Annotated in this window: 19 protein-coding genes and 1 pseudogene; 8 read left to right on the forward strand and 12 right to left on the reverse strand. The window is 48.9% G+C overall.

The features are described 5' to 3' along the window. The 3 genes and pseudogenes from WCG50_RS10765 to WCG50_RS10775 all read right to left on the reverse strand — a co-directional run. Positions 1-243: pseudogene (locus WCG50_RS10765) on the reverse strand (hypothetical protein); the annotation flags it as partial. 702 nt (positions 244-945) lie between these two features. Further along, positions 946-1,284: a hypothetical protein gene (locus tag WCG50_RS10770; RefSeq protein ID WP_336899600.1), complete on the reverse strand. Its 339-nt coding sequence runs from the start codon at positions 1,282-1,284 to the stop codon at positions 946-948. A gap of 66 nt (positions 1,285-1,350) precedes the next feature. Next, entirely contained in the window at positions 1,351-1,587 is a 237-nt protein-coding gene (locus WCG50_RS10775; RefSeq protein WP_336899601.1) for a hypothetical protein, read from the reverse strand. 630 nt (positions 1,588-2,217) lie between these two features. Between WCG50_RS10775 and WCG50_RS10780 the strand changes: the two genes are divergently transcribed. Next, positions 2,218-2,727 carry an arsenate reductase ArsC gene (locus WCG50_RS10780; RefSeq protein WP_336899602.1) on the forward strand — a complete coding sequence of 170 codons (510 nt, stop codon included), beginning with the start codon at positions 2,218-2,220 and terminating at the stop codon, positions 2,725-2,727. Positions 2,728-2,846: 119 nt separating this feature from the next. On the opposite strand, the gene WCG50_RS10785 is transcribed toward WCG50_RS10780, so the two are convergent. Beyond that, entirely contained in the window at positions 2,847-3,050 is a 204-nt protein-coding gene (locus WCG50_RS10785; protein WP_336899603.1) for a hypothetical protein, read from the reverse strand. Positions 3,051-3,112: 62 nt separating this feature from the next. Then, entirely contained in the window at positions 3,113-3,391 is a 279-nt protein-coding gene (locus WCG50_RS10790) for a hypothetical protein (RefSeq protein ID WP_336899604.1), read from the reverse strand. Between the two features lie 63 nt (positions 3,392-3,454). On the opposite strand from WCG50_RS10790, the gene WCG50_RS10795 reads away from it, so the two are divergent. The 7 genes from WCG50_RS10795 (at position 3,455) to WCG50_RS10825 (ending at position 11,875) form a co-directional block, all read left to right on the forward strand. Further along, a complete protein-coding gene (locus tag WCG50_RS10795; protein ID WP_336899605.1) occupies positions 3,455-3,826 on the forward strand; it encodes a hypothetical protein in 372 nt (123 codons plus the stop codon). Positions 3,827-3,941: 115 nt separating this feature from the next. Next, a complete protein-coding gene (locus WCG50_RS10800) occupies positions 3,942-4,430 on the forward strand; it encodes a hypothetical protein (RefSeq protein ID WP_336899606.1) in 489 nt (162 codons plus the stop codon). 259 nt (positions 4,431-4,689) lie between these two features. Beyond that, positions 4,690-5,847 carry a GGDEF domain-containing protein gene (locus WCG50_RS10805; RefSeq protein ID WP_336899607.1) on the forward strand — a complete coding sequence of 386 codons (1,158 nt, stop codon included), beginning with the start codon at positions 4,690-4,692 and terminating at the stop codon, positions 5,845-5,847. A gap of 341 nt (positions 5,848-6,188) precedes the next feature. Continuing rightward, the gene (locus tag WCG50_RS10810) at positions 6,189-6,425 is read left to right on the forward strand and encodes a hypothetical protein (protein ID WP_336899608.1); all 237 of its coding nucleotides are present in this window, start codon (positions 6,189-6,191) and stop codon (positions 6,423-6,425) included. A 244-nt stretch (positions 6,426-6,669) separates the two neighbouring features. Then, positions 6,670-8,577 (forward strand): ATP-binding protein, encoded by a 1,908-nt coding sequence (locus WCG50_RS10815; RefSeq protein WP_336899609.1) that lies wholly within the window; start codon positions 6,670-6,672, stop codon positions 8,575-8,577. A gap of 20 nt (positions 8,578-8,597) precedes the next feature. Further along, positions 8,598-10,862 carry an EAL domain-containing protein gene (locus WCG50_RS10820; RefSeq protein ID WP_336899610.1) on the forward strand — a complete coding sequence of 755 codons (2,265 nt, stop codon included), beginning with the start codon at positions 8,598-8,600 and terminating at the stop codon, positions 10,860-10,862. Further along, positions 10,859-11,875: a GGDEF domain-containing protein gene (locus WCG50_RS10825; RefSeq protein WP_336899611.1), complete on the forward strand. Its 1,017-nt coding sequence runs from the start codon at positions 10,859-10,861 to the stop codon at positions 11,873-11,875. Before WCG50_RS10820 ends, WCG50_RS10825 begins: the two co-directional genes overlap by 4 nt. 114 nt (positions 11,876-11,989) lie before the next feature. Here the strand turns inward: WCG50_RS10825 and WCG50_RS10830 are convergent, their stop codons facing one another. The 7 genes from WCG50_RS10830 to WCG50_RS10860 are packed head-to-tail and all read right to left on the reverse strand — an operon-like array spanning position 11,990 to position 19,220. Beyond that, the gene (locus WCG50_RS10830; RefSeq protein ID WP_336899612.1) at positions 11,990-13,726 is read right to left on the reverse strand and encodes a methyl-accepting chemotaxis protein; all 1,737 of its coding nucleotides are present in this window, start codon (positions 13,724-13,726) and stop codon (positions 11,990-11,992) included. 38 nt (positions 13,727-13,764) lie between these two features. Beyond that, the gene (locus WCG50_RS10835; RefSeq protein ID WP_336899613.1) at positions 13,765-14,169 is read right to left on the reverse strand and encodes a hypothetical protein; all 405 of its coding nucleotides are present in this window, start codon (positions 14,167-14,169) and stop codon (positions 13,765-13,767) included. A 21-nt stretch (positions 14,170-14,190) separates the two neighbouring features. Further along, on the reverse strand, positions 14,191-14,556 hold the full coding sequence (locus WCG50_RS10840; protein WP_336899614.1) for a response regulator: 366 nt from the start codon (positions 14,554-14,556) through the stop codon (positions 14,191-14,193). A gap of 16 nt (positions 14,557-14,572) precedes the next feature. Further along, positions 14,573-15,550 carry a chemotaxis protein CheX gene (locus WCG50_RS10845; protein WP_336899615.1) on the reverse strand — a complete coding sequence of 326 codons (978 nt, stop codon included), beginning with the start codon at positions 15,548-15,550 and terminating at the stop codon, positions 14,573-14,575. 11 nt (positions 15,551-15,561) lie between these two features. After that, positions 15,562-16,113, reverse strand: a complete 552-nt coding sequence (locus tag WCG50_RS10850; protein WP_336899616.1) for a hypothetical protein — start codon at positions 16,111-16,113, stop codon at positions 15,562-15,564. Positions 16,114-16,119: 6 nt separating this feature from the next. After that, entirely contained in the window at positions 16,120-16,845 is a 726-nt protein-coding gene (locus WCG50_RS10855; protein WP_336899617.1) for a methyl-accepting chemotaxis protein, read from the reverse strand. A gap of 8 nt (positions 16,846-16,853) precedes the next feature. Continuing rightward, positions 16,854-19,220 carry an Hpt domain-containing protein gene (locus WCG50_RS10860; RefSeq protein ID WP_336899618.1) on the reverse strand — a complete coding sequence of 789 codons (2,367 nt, stop codon included), beginning with the start codon at positions 19,218-19,220 and terminating at the stop codon, positions 16,854-16,856. Positions 19,221-19,487: the final 267 nt, after the last annotated feature.

A 19,487-nucleotide genomic window follows, 5' to 3' on the forward strand; every position in this document is an offset into this window, starting at 1 on the left:
TTTCACGGCTGCATTGACGGCGGCTTTAACGGCTGATTTAGTGACGGGGGTCTTGACGGGTGCTTTAGTGACTGCTGTCTTGACCGGAGCTGTGACAGGGGCTTTGACGGCCGGAGCGCGTGGTTTTGCGACGCGCTTTGCTGCCACGGGTGCCGTGGCCGTCTTGGTCGTAACCGGAGTTGCTGCGGGCGGGCTTGCTTTCACTGCGTTGGTGGCGGTGGTGTTGTATTCGGTAGCGTCCATGAGTAAAATTCCTTAAAATAAACGAGGTATACAGTTTATATCGTTTTTCGATAATCTGTCAATATTGACTAACTTCGTTGGTTCCTGTCAGGACTGTCGCTCGATACGGCTTGCGAAATGGTCGGCGTGGACAGGCGCGTTGAGTCGGATGCGCTCGAACTGAACCTCAGTGTTGAAGGGCGGATATCGAACCAATAAATCGGCAACAGGGCAGGGTGACCTTACTCGTGTTTGATTCAATTGTTCCTGCGGGTGAAACGGACTCAGAGCGGTATCAAATCTAGCGCAACATCAGCAAGCAACTTAATTTGCACCACGATGCCGTGATTTAGCACCTAGTGCGCATTGCAATCTCAATTTGTTGATTGAGTCAGGCCCCAAGTTATTGACAATTATCAATTTTAATAAACCATATAAACGGTATAAACGGTATAAACAGTTTTATGAATATAATTACTCAGAGGCATGATGAACACGCAGCACACAGGGCATTCCAAAATCACCAACCGTAATCTTGCTGATGGCGGTTTCGGCAATAGGTTGTTGGCGTCCTTACGGTCGTTAATTCAACCAGCTTTGCCGCAACATATCGGTATGTTTGCGGGCTCACTCCTGCCCTATGATTCATGGGCGCCGCCCAAAGTGCCGCATTGAAGTGCGAAATGTATGTCGCCGGCTAGAAACTTTCGCTGGAGGGGTCGATTAGCTGTCCATCTTTTCAGTGCTACTCAAATCATCAGTCGCCAAGGCGACACCACCCAGTATTGAAGTTTTGCACCACGCGTGGCGGGAATTCCCATTCAAGTCAATGTAATGAACCTCGTAGATTCTGTTGCCATCGCCATATCGCAAAGTATCTGACGTCCATCCGTGCTTCAGCGGTCGCCACCGAATAGAAACGGTAGTTCCACTGCTCGCCATAATGAGTTTGCGAACCCTTTCCTTGTCAAGGCGGATAACGCCGAGCCAAAGCAGCAGGGGAAACAGGGGGAGCACAATAAAAATAAGAGTCATAAAAATGCCGATTACCAGCCCGTCCATTCGTCTCGACTAGCTAAGGTGGCGGCTGGACGTTGAACGCCTTTAGGCAAAGCGCAGCCGACATGGTCAAAAATCGCTGGCGAAACCCGGTGAAAACGCATCAGTTTTTCTAAAAATGACTTCCCCCGATGGCAGGTGGACAACACGAATTTCGTGTCCGAAGGGCTCCGTTGAACTTTTCGAGGCCATCGCAACGGCGAGTTCCCGCTCGGAGACGAGGATTGATTTAGCAGCATGCAAATGCGGCAGCAAGGGTCCAACGAGCGGGTACGTGCTTTCTATGCGATAGGCGGGTGATGCCATGATGGCCACTCCTGTTTTTTAAGCGTGTATTCTTTAAAATATTAGCGCTGGGTTATGACGTCAATGTGTCAATTTTGCCTGCCCAGCGTGCAGGCAGGAGTAAAAAGCATTGGAGAGTAAAGAAATGTGATTCGCCCCAGCCAGCAAGCCGCCCCGGTTGCAGTTCCAGATGCTAATGCGGTCTGGTGTGCGAAGCAATTGCCGGGTCGCTTTGAAGCGCCCCTTTGATGAAATCCAAATATGAAACTGACCAGCGGCTGAGCACGGCGCTCTGGGTTTTTTGCAAATCAAGTTCAGATTTGAGTTGCACGACCAAGGCATCGTCGAAGCCATAGCGGGCGAGCAGTTTTGAGTGCAGTCGATTCAAGTTGCATGCGTGTTTTGACATGGATTTACCTTAATTTAGATTAAAAGTATCCCCGGTGTTGATAAGTAAGCTGCATGAGTTTTAGTTTTTATTGATCTAAAACAAACTTCCGAACGATTGTTTTCATCGCGCGCGGTCACAGCATCCTTAGGTGTCGTCGATTTGCATGCAAATTTAGAGCAATAATTACCGCTTGAGCGATTATAAAAAGCCTGATGAGCGTCCCTGATTTTTTCAAACATTGACAACCCGAAAGCCAAGATATGAGTGACAAAGTCTTCAACGTACTTTTTTTGTGCACCTGCAACACGGCCCGCAGTCTGTTAGCGGAGGCTCAATTGAACGCAATGGGTAAAGGGCGCTTTCGGGCGTTCTCGGCCGGCAGTTATCCGACCGGCACGGTGAACCCCAACGCCCTTGAATTTCTTCAGCATATCGGCCTGCCCACGAACGGTCTGCGCAGTAAATCCTGGGATGAATTTGCGGCGCCAGACGCACCTGTTATGGACTTTATTTTGACGCTTTGTGACGATGCGCTGGAAGACCAATGTCCCATTTGGCCCGGTCATCCCGTTGCAGCGCACTGGAGTGTGCCGGACCCAGGGAAAGTCAACGGCAGCGCTGAAGAAAAACAACACGCGTTCATGGCTGCTGGGTTCAACTTGCGCAAGCGCATTGAGCTTTTTATCTCATTGCCGACAGATTCACTGGACCGGATGAGTCTTAAGTACCACTTGGATGAAATTGGGAAATTGGTGTGTGACCCCGCCTGACTGAAACACTGCAATTTTTAGAAAACGTGACATAGCCACGGTTAAGACTGTTTTCAGGGCGTTACTTGCCGTGGTGGTCATTTAGATTCCAGGGTGACCAGGGGGGCGACTGAACGCGATTATTTTGATATCGGTGGTGGCATCGCCAAGTCAGCCTTTCTGCGCAATGACGCGCGGGGGCTAAAACTGCCGGTACGCTTGAACTCAATAGCCCTGAGCACTTCAAGTTCCTTTGTGACTTGTAAAACCAAGTCATCCTCTGCCCCGTAGCGGGCAAGCAGTTTTGACTGCAGCCTTTTCATGTTGCCTAAATGTTTGGACATCGACTTTTTCCTTTTGTAAAAGCGGGATTTGGGCTTGTGACGAATGCTTTTGCCAACGGATTTTATTGCAATGTAAAGCACGTTTTGGCTGACATTGTTGGTGGCATCTCAATCGCGCTTTCGTGCAGATGGGATGAATCAGGTTTATTGTTTTGGCTGAAATCGTGAGTAAGGTTTTGATGACGGCCCTGGGTCGTCATCAAACATTCATACCGTTCGGTGATGCTGTGAGGGCGGTAAGTCGCCGTTGCCAACCGCGTGTGAGTCAACCAAGCCTTCGCTTGATTGACAGAAGCATCGGTTTCATCAACGCGGGGAGCTAAAGAGATTTCAATTTTCAATATTGAAGAAGCTTAGTCGTCAGGCTAAGTAATTTGGTTACCCGCACTGGTAGGGGAAAAATAATGCTGGAAAATCATAAGACGTCGCAGACCATTTCACTTCAGCCCGAAGTCACGTACAAGCATTGCGAAAAAGCAGAAGGTGAGTTCAGAGAAACAATTCTGCACCGCAAACTGTACACAGCATTGGCAAGTAACAGTGAAATTGAATATTGCAGTCTTATCAACAGAATAACGGCGGCAGTTGAGACTGGCGGGGTTCATGCAGGAACCAATTTCCTGCCAGAACCGTTTGCGACGACAGATGGGTTTGAAGAATTCCTTAATGAAATGGAAATTTTTTACAAACATTCAGTCGAAAACTGGAGACACGCGTTCAAGAGAATTGTGGAGGCAACAGATGAGATACGCCAGGAAAATGAGTTGGATGATTGAATTGGCTTATGCATTTGACGAACTCTTCTTGATTGTCTTGGATCTGTAATGAAGCCGTCTTGAGACTCGAATAGCATTCAAGTGCATTGGATTAACCAATGACGAAAGTTAAAACTTGCGTAAGTACTTGGCGCTATGTGCATCACACATCTATATCGGCTGTCTCTGGCTTTTCCTGCCTTTGATGCCACCATTGGCTAGCTTAATCTTTTTCAGAAAAAGATATGTGCTGAACTATGTCGACACGATCAAGCAATTGGTGATTCATATTGAAGCCCTTCGTGAAGGTCCGGTGCGTCACTATTTCCGAGATGTGTTAGGACAAGTCCAAGCCGTTCCTGAAGAGATTCGTGGTCACTGCATGCAGTGCGGCAATTGTTGCATGGACAAACGCTGTGTATTTCTTGAAATTGCGCCAGATGACAAGTACCTATGTGGCATATATCACTCGCCATTTCGGCGCTTGTCCAATTGTGGCTCCTTCCCTTTGAATAAACACGATATTGAACGCTATGCCTGTCCTAGCTATTCTGTAGTGAAAACTGTGCCGATCCAACTTGTGCAAATGAGAAGAGAAGATCGACCCGATCTAGAAACGATTTGAGTTCCAGATTAAATCATCATGAATGAAAATCAGCACGGTATGACCGGAAGAAGTATTTTATGCACCTCAACTTCTCAATGGTTTCCAAATGCTTGACACAAAGTATTCTTCGCACAGTCATCAACAATAATGTTACTCGTCAGAACGCCAACCTAGTGCAGCAATCCTTGCTAGCATGTGAATCACTCTCAGCCAGGACTGACACCCAGGCCAGATTGATCGCAATTTTATAAATGCAACTGTTTGAACAGGAGATAAGTTGATAGACGCGTTTCAATGGGATGAGTGTTTCGTAACTGGCTTTCCCAATGTGGACGAGCAACATCACGAACTGGTCAACATCATGAACCGCTTTGGCAACTTGTTGATGCAACCAGGCGGCCCCTTGCAAGAAGCAGTTGACCGCGTGTTCAGGGAATTGGCCGACTATTCAAAGTTTCACTTCAGCGAAGAAGAGGCCATGATGCGCGCATCCGGACTTGATGGCCGTCATGTCAAACATCATTGCGAGGCACATGACAAGTTTTTGGGAAATGTGACGCAGATGCATGCAGCAACAGAGTATGCCAATCGTGATTCTGCGAGTACTTTGCTGGCGTTTTTGACCAACTGGCTGGCATATCACATTTTGGGTACTGACCAACATATGGCCAGGCTGTTGACTGCTATCAAAGAGGGGCGGTCACAGCATGAGGCTTATCTGGCTGAGAAAAATGTCAAAGACCCTGCCACGGCAATGCTTTTGCGCTCCATGACTACCCTGTTCAATCAGGTCACAGAGCGCAATCGCTCTTTGCTGACACTTAATCAGACCTTGGAAGCTCGAATAGAGGCTCGAACCAGCGAACTTGTGAACAAGAACCAACAACTTGAAAATATGGCCATGACTGATGAGTTAACTGGGCTCCCCAATCGCCGCCATGCCATGCGTTGTTTGGAAAACTTTTGGCATCAGTCCACAAGATTTGCTACCCCACTTTCGTGCATGGTGATTGATGCCGACGGTTTCAAGGTAATCAACGACAGTTTCGGACATGTCGCCGGCGATGATGTGTTGCGTGAATTGGCGCGCTGTCTGAAACATGCTGTTCGCAACGATGACGTGGTTTGTCGCTTGGGTGGAGACGAATTTTTGATTTTGTGTGATCAGACATCTTTAGCCGGTATAAAGACCAGCGCAGAAAAACTGCGTCAGGATGTGTCGGAATTACGAGTCCCAACAGGCAGCGGTTTTTGGGAAGGTAGTGTAAGCGTGGGTGTCGCAGAACGGACCCCGTCAATGACTGATTTTGATAATTTGTTGCAACTGGCCGATGATGCCGTCTATGCTGCCAAACGCAGCGGGCGCAACTGCGTGGCAGTGGTTCAGGGTATAGGATCGGTGTCAGGCATTAATGCTCGAGTACGAGTCGACTGATGTTGGAAGAACAACCAATTATTTCGCCAAAAGGATGATTTGCATTGGATTTTTTGACCCAGCACACTCGCGGCGAGTAGGATAGAGCGCAGGAAATTTAGGCAACCCTGTTGGCCAACTAATTTCTGCTTTGCGTGCTGGAGACGGTAATCATTTTTATCATCCACTGATGCTAACGAGCACCTAAATGATCGACTGTTTGCATACTCAATGGCGGATCAGCCTGCTTGTGACTCTGTGCTCTATCACTGACTATTTCAGCTAGCAATAGGTCATGACCCATCTACCGGGTCAGATTTTTTAAGCACACGACGACCAAGCGCAAACCGGTACGCCAGCGCATGGACAGTTACCTTGGATTACCTCTCTTCGCGGTGTGGAGAAATCAAGAAAGTTGTGTAACTTCGCCAAGCAAGGTTACTGAACAAGAGTTGACTCTACATCTCTTTCAACCTTTCAAAGTTGAATATATTGATATAAAAAAAGAAAAAAATGCTCGAAATGCGCGATGTCTTCAAATTCCAGAGTTCACCCTTGCAATGGTGGATGTCGGTGGCGGTGACCGTTTACTGGCTTAGTAGTCGCGTGAGCTTCTAAAGTAAAAATATTGACACTTTTCGTATTTCAATGGGGGCACCCTGTAGTGGGCGAACGCTAGTCCAATGCCTTTTCTTGTAACGAACAGGTCTTCGTCATGGCTTTCGTCGAGTTGACCGAGATAATAAGAACATCGTCATCCCCATGTAACACGATTGATTAAAAATACACGAGAAGCGTTGAAGTTGAAAATTGGCCTTAAGAGTCAAAACCAGGTAAATAACTATGTTGGACTTTGCGAAGTCGATCAATCCGACTCGGCTTTTCGAGGCATTGACAAGGATATCTCCTGATTTTTCAAGTGTGCAAAAAGGTATAGATGCACACAACGTTGAATTAAGCTCTTTCTTTGCGAAGTTGGTACTTATATCGACTTCGGGTTGCTTGTGCTATTCCCTGGCAATGTACGCGTATAAGGGCGATGTCAACCGAATCATTGCAACGCTGATCATTTCCTTCGCAGGACCATTGTGTCTATTGTTGCTGCGCAAAGGTCGCTTACGCACTATGTGCGCCATTTATATCTGGTCTATCTTTGGCGCTATCGCTGTTCAATCTGTGATCCGTGGTGGGCTGCTCAATCCGGGGTTACAGTTTAGTTTGGTACTTATCTTGATCGCCGGTTGGTTGCTGGGTAAGCACTTTGCGTTCTGGCTTTGGCTGGCGTCTATGACTTGGATTACAGTTCTAACGTTGGCCTCGTTGAATGGTTGGTGGAACCCCTTACCTAGTGCTGAACCAGGCGGCTATCTGCTTGCACTAGCTACTGTTTGGAGCATTGGTTTTTTGGCTATGCAGTTGGTCTTCAACTCCTACAAAATGCATGTGGACCACATCCAAACACTTAATAACGAGTTAGGTATAAAACTCGCCGCTAATCTGCTGGCCGAAAAAAGAGTGTTGCAGATATTGAGTGCGAGTCCATTGCCCATTACTGTGGCGGACTATGCAACAGGCGTCTATGTGGATGTCAACCCTGCATGGGAAAGGATGTTTCATTATCCCAAAAACTGCGTCATCGGAAAATCATCCGTGGACTTGGGTTTCTGGAAAAATGAGCATGAGCGCAAAGACTGGATCAATCTGTTCTCGAAAGATGGACGCATCAGCCGTTATGAAGTTTCTTTTCGGATGCGGGACAGCAGTGAGCATATTTTTTTACTCTCTTCTGAGCGTTTTTTGTACGGGGAACAGGACTGTGTATTGACCATGTCGGTGGAAGTTACCGAACGCAAACGCCTGGAGAACGACCTAAAGTCTCTGAATGTCAATTTGGAGCAGCGGGTCTCGGAGCGAACTCGTGAATTAGACCAAAGCAACATACAAATGCAGAAAACAATGGAAACACTGCATCAGACTCAGCACGAATTGGTTCAATCAGAAAAGCTTGCATCTCTTGGTAGCCTCGTTGCTGGGGTAGCCCATGAGCTCAATACTCCTCTGGGAAATGCTCTGCTTGCCTCAAGCACCATGCAAGTGAAGTTGCAAATGTTATCCACGACCATATCGTCAGGCAGGCTCAAAAAATCCGTGTTGGACGCTTTTGTCGCGGAGATCGAACAGGGTTCGGTTTTGACCCAACGCTCTCTACAGCGAGCCGTGGCACTGATTTCAAGTTTCAAGCAAGTGGCTGTAGACCAGGAATCGGAACGGCGTAGACCATTTGATCTAGCACAGACCGCCAGAGAAGTGCTAGAGACGCTTACCCCAAATATAAAAAACAAGGGTATCAGTCTGATCACCAACATACCTGCCGAAATAACGATGGATAGTTTTCCGGGTCCATTGGGCCAGGTGTTAATCAATTTAGTGAACAACGCACTGATTCATGCATTTAAAGACAACAGTGTCGGAAGCATTCAAATTTCAGCGATTAACAATGCTATTGACAACCAGGTAGTGATCGAGGTTTGCGACGATGGTGAGGGCATGACCGTGGATCGCCAACATTTCATATTTGACCCGTTTTACACGACAAAACTTGGTGAAGGGGGATCAGGACTAGGTCTGACTGTGTCCCATCGCATTGTTTCGAAAATTCTGGGTGGGAATATTCAGGTGTTTTCGAGCCCAGGCAAAGGGTCGCGATTCGTGATGAACGTGCCGCTGTCGGCCCCCCATGTAATTGCCTGAACGCGGGTATAGGAAAGACGATGACAAAAGCAATCACATCCGTTGAACCCACCATGGCGTTTGAAGACGAAAGCAACACGGGCGTTGTTGCTACTTCGCGCACCTCTTGGCGGGTCTTACTGGTGGATGATGACCCGGACGTCCATTTGGCGACTGTTTTCGCAGTGGGCTCACATCATTTTGGCGGCAGACCGGTTGAATTTTTGCATGCCTATTCTGCGCTGCAAGCGCGAGACATTGTTGCTGCCGAAGATAATCTGGCCTTTATTTTGCTTGACGTTGTGATGGAATCTGACACCGCTGGGTTAGATCTGATTGAGTACATACGCCACAGTGTAGGGTTGACCAAGACACGTATTGTTCTCAGAACCGGACAACCTGGATACGCTCCGGAACTCGATACCATCCTGAAATACGACATCAATGACTACAAGTCCAAGTCCGAGCTCAACCAGGTTAAATTACTCACACTGTTCATCACAACCTTGCGTGCTTATCAACAACTGTGTTCCGTCGAGGCAAACAGACAGGGACTGTCGTTAATCGTCAAGGCCAGTGGATCATTTATGCAGATGCAGGGTCTCGGAGATTTTGCAGCGGGCGTCATCACCCAACTCGCAGCCCTCTTGGGAACAAATGCGGAAGGCGTGGTCTGCGCCCAGACTGAACGGCTGTCTGCCAAGTACAGCGTACTCGCCGCAGCCGGTCAGTACGCAGAGCTCATTGACCAACCGCTGGAACTACTTAGCAATACTTCTATCCGTCAGCGGTTGGTTCATGCTTTCGAGCGCTGCAGCAGCGATTTTGGTGTCCAGGATATGGTTCTATATTTCGGACACCGAAACGGATTGGATATGGCGGTTTACATCGACACGGGTTATTCGCCAGGGCCGGTGGAAGCCGAGCTTCTGAACGTATTTTGTGCCAACCTGAGCGCCTGCCTGCACAACCAAAGCCTGATCGAGCAGTTGCGTGAACAAGCGTTTGTTGACGAACTGCTGGGCCTTCCCAACCGAACCCGCTTCATAGCGGAAATCGAAGTTCGGCAAACTGAAGGGGTGAGGGATTGGGCTCTGGCCTTGGTTGATATTGATGATTTCTCATCGGTCAACGAGTTGATGGGGCACAGCTATGGTGATAAATTACTCAAGGCGCTTGCAGCACGTCTTAAAGTCGTTGCGGGCCGCGAGGTGATGTTGGCACGTGTTTCTGGCAATGCTTTTGGTCTATTAGGGCACAAAATAATTATCAACCCAGATCATCTCCAGTGCGCCATCCAGGAACCTCTGATAATCGACGACCGCCCGCACAAAGTCTCGGTGACCAGTGGTTTTGTTCATATCGGAACCGAGCTACAGGCCGGTTCGAACTGGCTAAAAAATGCCACCATTGCCCTCAAACAGGCCAAGCGCCTTGCCCGAGGGCAGCATGTTTTTTATACGTCTGACATTGGCTCAGAGGCGCGCAGTCGAGCGCTCTTGCTTGCTGATCTGCATATAGCCTTTGACCAAGATCACCTGTTTATGGTGTACCAGCCTCAAATCGACTTGGTTTCTGGAAAGTTGATCGGTCTTGAGGCCTTGATGCGCTGGCGCCGGGAGGACGGACAGCTGGTATCCCCAGATCGCTTTATTCCTGTTGCTGAGCAATCGGGTCTGATAGTTTCCATGGGCCATTGGGCACTCCAGATCGCTTGCACCAAGATGAAAGAGCTAATGGCACTCGGCTTGGCACCCGCTCGCATGGCCGTCAATGTGTCGGTAGAGCAGTTCAAGAGCCTTAGCTTCGTTGAATCCGTCAGGAGTGCCCTGCAGATTTCCGGGCTGGACGGCAGCCGACTGGAGCTCGAAATCACCGAATCGGTGTCAGTGTTAGGGTTGGCCCACATAAAGGAACAGTTATGTCTTTTGCGAAATTTACGGATTGCAATTGCAATCGATGACTTCGGCACTGGTTATTCATCACTGAGTTATCTGGAGCAGCTGCCACTTGATCGCATGAAGATTGACAAGGCCTTTGTACGTCAACTCGGGCGCTCTGGTGCGCCGCGAATTGCTGAAGTGATTGTTGAGCTTGGTGAGGCCTTAGGGTTAAGGGTTCTGGCCGAGGGCATCGAGGATCGCGCCACGTGGGACGCCCTGCAAGCTATGGGATGTCATGAAGGTCAGGGGTTCTTCATTTCAAAACCACTTGAAGGATCCATGCTGTTAGCGTGGATTCAGGATTACGCAGCGTCGAATTCCTCAGAGCAGATCGTGTTGGAACCTTCTTTTACATTAGCATGAGCGCAACGACACCCAATTCGATGCATATTACAAGCACTTCATTTGGGCAAGCCGTTGATGCCAAATCACTGGCACGCGAAGCCCCCGTGGCCAATAAGAGCCTCACTTGTAATCAGATTATTCACAAATTTCATGATGACCCTTCCCTGAACTGCATTGCTGTACTGGATGGCGATATGAGGATTATTGGTATCCTGCGTTCGCTGAATATATTGCGACGAGGCACCGAGGGTTTCTTCCATGAATTAATCGGGCGGCGGTCATGCACCGAGATCATGGACCCTGATCCATTGGTATTTGATGCGAGCGCCTCATTGTTCGCAATGTCTAAGGCTGTTGCTGAGCTTGACGATAGACATCTGATCGATGGGTTTTTCGTCACTGAAAATGGGAATTATCTTGGAGCGGGTCGTATGACAGACTTGATCAAGGCGGTAACTGAACACCAGATTACGGTTGCGCGATATGCCAATCCGCTCACACTGCTTCCAGGGAACGTGCCTATTGACCAACATATCCAAGGCTGTCTGTCGGCCCGACGAAAGTTCGTAGTTTGTTATTTTGACTTGGACAATTTCAAACCATTCAACGACGTCTACGGCTATAGCGCGGGTGACGAAGTGATACAGCTTGCAGCCCGTTCACTGACGAATGTAAGGGATGATGCTGATGATTTCTTAGGTCATGTCGGGGGCGATGACTTCGTTGCAGTATTCACCTCTGATGACTGGGAAACCAGAGTGCAAAGAGCGTTGCGCAACTTTGATCAGGAGGTCACGGGACATTTTTGGAAAGTACACATTGATGCTGGCGGCCTGATAACCAACAACCGGCAAGGCGTCGAGGTTTTTCACAACCTGGTTAGCCTTTCCGCAGGTATCGTGCGCATAGCGCCTGGTGACTTCGAGTTACCGTCAGAAATCTCAACACGATTGGTTGAAGCTAAGAAACAGGCTAAAAAATCGCTGGGGAGCACCTATTTCGTAGACCGCCGAATTGCGCGCGGGACATGAACAGCTCACTCTTCTGACCTTTTTGACACAGAGCAGCCCAAAAAGTGTAGTTACTACGCTTACTTGTTCGATTAGAACCTGGTTAGTTAATTAGCAGCCTGACCAGTTAATTAATTAGAACGTCTCCCAATCATCACTGCCCACAGGTGCTCTCTTTGTTTTGGGAAAAATTTCCGGTCTGGCTAAAGCAATCGTTTTGGATAAAGCCGCTCTGGAACCTGGTTTATTCGGTGTGCAGACTGGCAACGTGCGTCTATCTATTTGCTGAGTTTGACCAACTTGTCGTGGAACCGAACTTTTAGAATAATTTTGACTATGGCTACCCGCACCGACCTTGAAGGTGGCAACCACCTGTACCAAATCCTGCGCCTGCCCCTTTAAACTGCTTGCTGCTGCGGCCATTTCTTCTACCAACGCCGCATTTTGCTGCGTGGCTTGATCAATTTTTGTAACCGCGTCACCCACTTGAGCGACGCCAGATGACTGCTCTGTACTTGACGCACTGATCTCGCCCATGATGTCAGTGACCCGTTCAATACTGCTGACAATATCCGTCATCGTGATGCCAGCCTTGTCCACCAACGCTGTTCCCTGCTCAACCCGTTCAACACTGGTATTGATCAGGCTCTTGATTTCCTTGGCGGCATCTGCAGATCGCCCGGCAAGAGCGCGGACCTCTGATGCCACTACCGCAAAGCCCCGACCCTGCTCACCCGCACGGGCGGCCTCAACTGCTGCATTAAGCGCAAGTATGTTGGTCTGAAAGGCAATGCCGTCAATAACGCTAATGATGTCGATGATTTTGCGGCTCGACTCATTGATACCCTTCATGGTTTCAACAACCTGCCCAACCACTTCACCCCCCGACTTCGCAACCGCAGAGGCGTTGTTTGCCAGTTGATTGGCTTGGCGGGCAGCATCTGAATTTTGTTTCACGGTCGCGCCAAGTTCATCCATTCTTGAAGCAGTCTCTTCCAGAGAACTGGCCTGTTGCTCGGTGCGTACAGACAGGTCATTGTTGCCTTGCGCTATTTCGGCGCTGGCCGTAGCAACGCCTTCAGAGCCTTGACGCACATTGGTCACCAGCCTGGATAAATTGGATTGCATTGCCCCAAGTGCTTGGAGCAAGTCACCAATTTCATCCGTCCGGTTATTGGCGATTTTATTGGTCAAATCTCCACTGGCAACACTGTCTGCGACATTTACCGCCGCAATCAGCGGGAGGACGATCTGGCGACTAAGCCACACGGCGGCCACCATACTGAGCGCCGTTATCGCAATCATGAGCAGATAAGCGACCATGCTGGCCGATTTAGCGCCGGCACTGGCGGCTTGTGAAACTGACTTTTCTTCAATCGACAGTTGTTTTTTTATATCCCTTAGTATTTTCCCGGTGGCACGGTCTGCACCATTGGCAGATAGATCACCGGCTAGATAGTCATTACCTGCTTCCTTGTAGGCTGCAAAAGCCAAGACATATCGTCCTTCAACGGTCTTCAACTCATTGGCAAGTTCGGCTAACATTTGCTTGGCAGGGCCCTGAATCACCAGGGATTGCAGTTGTTGCAAGTCCTCTCTGACCTCATTCATCTTGACGATATGCGCGCTCCAATAATCTTCGCGCTTTTTGTCATCTTTGCCACGCAAGAGAACATTTTTCCATTCCTGAACCGCTGATGCAAAGTCCGTACCGGCCAGGGAGGCAGTTCGGTGAGACTCCGTGGCTCTGAATACATCATGCTCATAGACGTCTATCGCGTGGTTGACTTTGGACAGGCCGTACAGACTGCTGGCAAACAACAAGCCGAGTGAAAACGCAAATGCCAATGGCAACTTGAGACTGAGTTTCATTATTTAGGCATCATCAGCGCGTCGCGCGTTGGAGGAAATCAGTTTGGATAAAGAACGCAGCGCAAAATACTGCGCTCACTGCCTGCGAGCAGTACGCCAACCTCTTCTGCGATTGCGGCGCCGCCCTCAATCGCAAATCCGCAGCGCGTGTTAACGCCATCCGGTCGAGACCAGATCAAATGCACTTCGTATTGTTTTCCACTGCCGACCCGCTCGCCAGTGACCAATTCCAGCCTGTAGACTAATTTAACCAATGGAGGATCATTTGCAGTCAACACCTGCACACCGCCATCACTGAGATCCACCACCAATGCGGGGGTGGCTTCGACAGCGTTTTCAGGACGGAAGGAAAAGTAAGAAAGCAGTTCATCACCAGCTTTCACCAGAAAGAACTGGGAACGGGGGAACACTCTTTTTTCGGAGAGTTTGATGGGCATAGTCATGATTAATTGGGTCAGCCGAATTTAGCCAACCAGTTTTTTGAATGTCGCGATGGCCGCTTCACCTTTGAAAGGTTTGACGATCCAGCCCTTGATGCCCGCTGCTTTGCCGCGCTCCTTCATGGCGGCCGAATTTTCGGTCGTCAGCATGATGATGTTCACGCTGCTGTTGCCGAGTTCCGAGCGCACCTTCTCGGCCATAGTGAGACCATCCATATTCGGCATATTCACGTCACACAGAATGAGCTTTATGCCAGGGTCGGCCTTCAGTTTGCTTAATCCGTCACGTCCATCGACTGCAAAAGCCACATTCATTCCATTGGCTTTGAGAAAGTCGCCTACTTCGTTACGCACCGTGCTTGAGTCGTCGACTACCAAAATTTGTGCCATATAAGCCTCTTAAAAGTTAAAAAAGTTCTAGCTCGCCAGATTCCATGAGGTCTTGCACCGAAGTTAGATTTTCAGTGAAGTCTTCAGGCGACCAATTCAGATTGAAAACGAACTTCTGGTAAATATCCAGCATGCCCCCTTTGCCGGAATCCATGTCTGATACCGTGTATTTGAAGCATAGTTGTGGATTATTCGAGCCAAATGAGATGTAGCGGTGCAGGTTGTTGATGATGATGGGCACCTGTGACAAGTGATTGCTCTTGGTTAGATCATCTGACAGGTAACGATTCTTAAACGATCCCCACACCAGGTTAGTGATTTCCCCCAGCACACCGTTGAGGTTGCGAAAATCAAATCCCTCAGCTGCAGTCATGTGTGTGTGGTCAGCTTTCACAAGCTCCATCAACGCAAGCTCTTCAGTTTGCAGCATCATGTAGCCACGGCACCAACTGCCCTCAATTGGAATCAGGGTGAAAATTTCGCCATAAATCAACCGGTCGCGTACGATATAGGGCGCAGCCACATTCACAGTCAGACCTTTAAACTGACTCGACAAGGCGGCCTGAGTAATCTCAGCAATACCCCGCACCAGCACGTTGGGATATGAAAGGCTGAATATGTATTCACTAATCACACTTTCCAGTTTGACGACGTTGTCTATGGTGTAAGCCGCACTGATGGAATTACGATCACACTCCGCTATATCATCCAAATTATCACAAGTCTCACGACGCAGAAAAATTGGCAATTCTGAACGAATCGCATGGATGTGATGGGCCATCAGGATGCCGCCCTGGCTGCGACCATTGTAATTTTCGGATAACAAAATACCACCTAGATCGATGTTGGAGCGCAACACGGCCATGGCATTTTCGGGCTGTACCTTAAGCCCCACTAAATTATTGGCATCGCAAAAAGCCTTAATTTTCTCAAAACAGGCAGGGTCGCTCTCAAGCACCAATACCTTGCTCACCAGATTAATATCTTCAGTCATATAAATTTCCTCTAAAACATTTCTAATTCACCGGTCGACTCTTCCTGAGTGAAGTCACCAACAAAGTCCAACTCGCTGAATGCGTTGACAAACAAACTCACGCCAAACTGAGGACCGTTGGGGTTATCCCACTCAAAATGCTGCAAATAACCAAGACCCAATTTGTCGAGCGAGGTTATGCAGCGGCTGTCGATGATGTTGGGGGTGGACATCCCAATATGCGGAAAGATGTGTGCCAGATCTCGGTTGAGATTGCCGCAGCAAATGTTTCCACATTCACTGATGGCATCGATAAACTCAATTTCCTTCATGGTGTTCGAAGCTAGCTTATTGACCGAAGAAAAGTGCGCATAAGTCGCCTCGTCTGGCGAAAAATGGATCAGAAAGCTCAACCGGAATTTATACGAGGACACCGTCAACAGAACCACCTGCTTCGTCTGCACACAAGTCCTCGTGGGCTTTGTAGCGATGTCCGTTTGCACACCGTCTGCAACTAAGGGACTGGCTTGAATGGCGCGGATCACCATCTGATTGAATGCCTGCTGCGCGTTGGGGCTAATCATGGAAGCTTAGGCACAAAGTGCTTCCCGTGTCTTCTTGGTGATCAAGTCCAGTCCGGTAACGGAACCCATGATCATCTTGCTCCCGGCCTGCATACCCTGAAAGGTGCTAGTGGTAATCAAGTCGTTCTCATATAAACGGTGACGGTAGTCGCTTGACAGCTTTTCTGCGCGCGTTGCGAGATTTCGCATTTCGCTGGCCACCACGGCAAAGCCTCGTCCCTGCTCTCCGGCACGCGCGGCCTCAATCGAGGCATTCAGTGTCACGATCACCATCTGACGCACGATAGTAGCGAAATCGCTGTTCATGGCGTGCATTTCGCGGTTGTGGCGAATCAGCGTATTCATGTCGTCATGCCAGCGCTCAAAGGTCTTAACCAGTCCGAGTAACGCCGCTACTTCTTCGGCCATGTTGTCACAACCACCCACTGCATGAGTTCGCGTCTGTTCAGCCAGCGTCGAAATGTCTTGTTGAACCTGTTCGTGTTCGACCTGAAGATGCTGCAATTGACTGCTAGAGTCATGGGCAGCATCTTCGAGCTGCTGCTCCACGGCTTGCAACTGGGCCATCATATTGGCCAGCTCGTTTTCTTGCTGTTGTAACTGTTCTTGCACACCAGCATGGGCCAAACTGGTGATGCTTTGGGTCTTTCTTGTCTGGTACGCAAACCAGCCCAACAAGCCACCGCCCAGCACAAGGCCGAGAAGAAAACCAAACAAGGAATTCACCATCATGTCTGTGTTCAGGCTGTGAGTTGCAACAGTCGCAAAACAGGCGCTACAGCAAATTTGCCAGGTAAAAGAATCAGAGTTTCAAACGGGCAAAAGTTCTGGTCAGGCGCGTTATCAAGTAAAACTAACGCAATAGTGCCACCCTCAGCCTCGACAAAGCCCTTCACCGCATCCATGCCTACGCCTCGACCCGACACTTCGGTCACATGCTCAGCTGTAGAAAAGCCAGGGAGCAAGACCAATTGCGCCACACGCTCGGACGACAGTACGTCATCTTCAGCAATCAGCTTGCGTTCCAACGCTTTGCGCCGAATCGGGGCTAATGCTAGGCCACGCCCATCATCACGCAACCGCATCGCCAGTTGATCTCCCTGCATGCTAAGCGACATGTGAATATGACCTACAGGGCTCTTGCCATGCGCCACGCGCACAGTTGCTGCTTCCAGGCCATGGTCCACGGCGTTGCGGTACAGATGCATACAGACATTTTTCAACAAACTGCCTACTTGGGTACGTAGCATGATGCCGTTGGACTCTATGCTAGTAACTGGCGCCTCCTTGCCAAGCTCATGGGCCAATGACGGCAGTGACTCCAGCACACCGACCAACACTTCTTCAACCGTCTCCGTGCCCATCCGATCGATACTGCTACGGGTTTGGCGCAGAGCGTCGCGCAAGGCAGCTAAGCTGGTCGTAGCGGCAGCGTCGATCACGGCCAATGTATCGGCAATGTGCGATTGATCTACCATCAAGAATTTGTCCACGCCACCGCGACGACCTGGCCCTTTGCGGCCAAGCTTGACTTCATTGATATGCACGTATTCGTCGAGCGCCTTGCGGGTTGCATCAAGTTGAGAAATAAGGTGTTCACCATCCCACACCGCATCTTCATTGTTGCGCAAGTGGTCGTAGGTTTGCTCAACGTCGTGCACTACATGCGTCAGATGCAATAAGCCGTAGGTTCGCGCATTACCTTTGATGGTGTGCATATTGCGGAACAGTTGCGAGATGACAGGGTTTCTATTTGATGATGTCAAAGGAAAAACGTCAGTGACATTGATTATTTCGCGGTTTTCTTCTATGAAGTGGATTGCACTTTCCATAAACTCGTGAAACTTCTCTTGCTTGACCGCCAGAATTTCGCCAATGATGCCCAACTCGCGCTTTTGCTCATGGGCTTCTGAAGCAAGGGCTCTCATCTCGGTCACATCACGCACACACAACAAGATGCGCAGCGTGGTGCCGCTTTCATCAGTGATAGGAGACCAGTTCAGGTCGAGTGTCTTGATGCGGCCATCCGGCATGGTTTTTTGAACTTCAGCCACCAGCAGATGAGAATTAAAACCAAAATTCATCTCGTCCTCACCAATGCAGGCGCTGACGGCGGTTTCGATCTGAGAAAATTTGTCAGAATTGCAGCAGGAATTGGCGAAAACGACATCCATCAGATTGCGTCCGGCAATATCCTTGGTCTCAAGAATGCTCTCCAAGAATTCAGAATACTCTGGATGAATAAGGTTACCGGCCTCGACTGTCAGGATGCCCTGCGGAATGTAATGCAACATGGCATGGATATCAGCCGTTTTCTGGCGGACCAGTTCACTGCTTTCCTGAATCTTCTCAACCATCACATTGAACGCAGTCAGCGAATGGCCAATTTCATCCATGCGAAGAACTGGCAGGCGCTGGCTGAAATCTTGACTGGTTGCGATTTCAGTCATCTTGCTTTCCATCTCGCTGATGGGAATTATGATTTGACGGTAAAGCAATAGTCCCATACCACTTAGGCACAAAACCGCTATCAGGGTGGCCGCCGAAATCATCTTGGTGGTACCCGTAAGATTGTCATTGAGAACAGTAATCGCATCATCCTTGCTGCGTCGCTTCTCAACCTGAAGCGTCTCAACCACTTGTTCCATCTCCTGAAGATAGCCTCCCACGTTTGCGGCAAGAGTAGCCTCTGCCATAGCGGTGTTGCCCTTAAGCTTGTAGCCTACTGTTTCGCCGATAGCTGAAAAATAATTAACAAGGCTTTCCTTGGCCTGTAGTACCAATCCCCGCTGCGCATTGCTGTCCGCTTGACTTAGTTGTTCGTCAAAAGCGCGTTGCAGGCGTGCCTGGGTAGCTTGCAAACGTTCTTCGGCTTGCGCAACCAGGTTTAAGTTTGAGGTAGAAACAACCGTCATCACTGAGAGTTGAACGTCCTTCAACTGACCGACCAACTCTACAGAAGCTAGGGCGCTAGGCACCACACCCTGAGTTACAACTTTGACTTCCATTGCGCTCCTCCTGCTTTGGAAGACCGCATAGCCTCCAATCAGAGAAATTGCCAGAAATGCCAAAATCACCAACAACGTAATTCGATGACGAATGTTCACAACGACCCCCAATAAAGTTAATGAGAATTATCAACATACATGATGTCACGTTCATGTCGGATTTGTACAACTCTAATGACAAAACTTATGGATTAGGAATAGCAGTCACTGAAATCGACGTTTCGATATATAGAAAGTTTGATCACAAAACCATTTAACTTGGTTTTTTTATCACATGTACTGAAGAGTTTTCTCTTTTTTTAGAGTTGATTTGGAGACCAAAATATCGATCGCATGAGAATTTTCGCGAAAAATTTATGCGATGCT

The sequence above is a fragment of the Rhodoferax sp. genome (assembly GCF_037143375.1).
GTDB lineage: Bacteria > Pseudomonadota > Gammaproteobacteria > Burkholderiales > Burkholderiaceae_C > Rhodoferax.

Bases quoted from the DNA above. Each gene is read 5' to 3' on its own strand.
- WCG50_RS10770 (WP_336899600.1), bottom strand. From the start codon at position 1,284: ATGGACGGGCTGGTAATCGGCATTTTTATGACTCTTATTTTTATTGTG.
- WCG50_RS10775 (WP_336899601.1), bottom strand. From the start codon at position 1,587: ATGGCATCACCCGCCTATCGCATAGAAAGCACGTACCCGCTCGTTGGA.
- WCG50_RS10780 (WP_336899602.1), top strand. From the start codon at position 2,218: ATGAGTGACAAAGTCTTCAACGTACTTTTTTTGTGCACCTGCAACACG.
- WCG50_RS10785 (WP_336899603.1), bottom strand. From the start codon at position 3,050: ATGTCCAAACATTTAGGCAACATGAAAAGGCTGCAGTCAAAACTGCTT.
- WCG50_RS10795 (WP_336899605.1), top strand. From the start codon at position 3,455: ATGCTGGAAAATCATAAGACGTCGCAGACCATTTCACTTCAGCCCGAA.
- WCG50_RS10810 (WP_336899608.1), top strand. From the start codon at position 6,189: ATGGACAGTTACCTTGGATTACCTCTCTTCGCGGTGTGGAGAAATCAA.
- WCG50_RS10815 (WP_336899609.1), top strand. From the start codon at position 6,670: ATGTTGGACTTTGCGAAGTCGATCAATCCGACTCGGCTTTTCGAGGCA.
- WCG50_RS10820 (WP_336899610.1), top strand. From the start codon at position 8,598: ATGACAAAAGCAATCACATCCGTTGAACCCACCATGGCGTTTGAAGAC.
- WCG50_RS10825 (WP_336899611.1), top strand. From the start codon at position 10,859: ATGAGCGCAACGACACCCAATTCGATGCATATTACAAGCACTTCATTT.
- WCG50_RS10830 (WP_336899612.1), bottom strand. From the start codon at position 13,726: ATGAAACTCAGTCTCAAGTTGCCATTGGCATTTGCGTTTTCACTCGGC.
- WCG50_RS10835 (WP_336899613.1), bottom strand. From the start codon at position 14,169: ATGACTATGCCCATCAAACTCTCCGAAAAAAGAGTGTTCCCCCGTTCC.
- WCG50_RS10840 (WP_336899614.1), bottom strand. From the start codon at position 14,556: ATGGCACAAATTTTGGTAGTCGACGACTCAAGCACGGTGCGTAACGAA.
- WCG50_RS10845 (WP_336899615.1), bottom strand. From the start codon at position 15,550: ATGACTGAAGATATTAATCTGGTGAGCAAGGTATTGGTGCTTGAGAGC.
- WCG50_RS10850 (WP_336899616.1), bottom strand. From the start codon at position 16,113: ATGATTAGCCCCAACGCGCAGCAGGCATTCAATCAGATGGTGATCCGC.
- WCG50_RS10855 (WP_336899617.1), bottom strand. From the start codon at position 16,845: ATGATGGTGAATTCCTTGTTTGGTTTTCTTCTCGGCCTTGTGCTGGGC.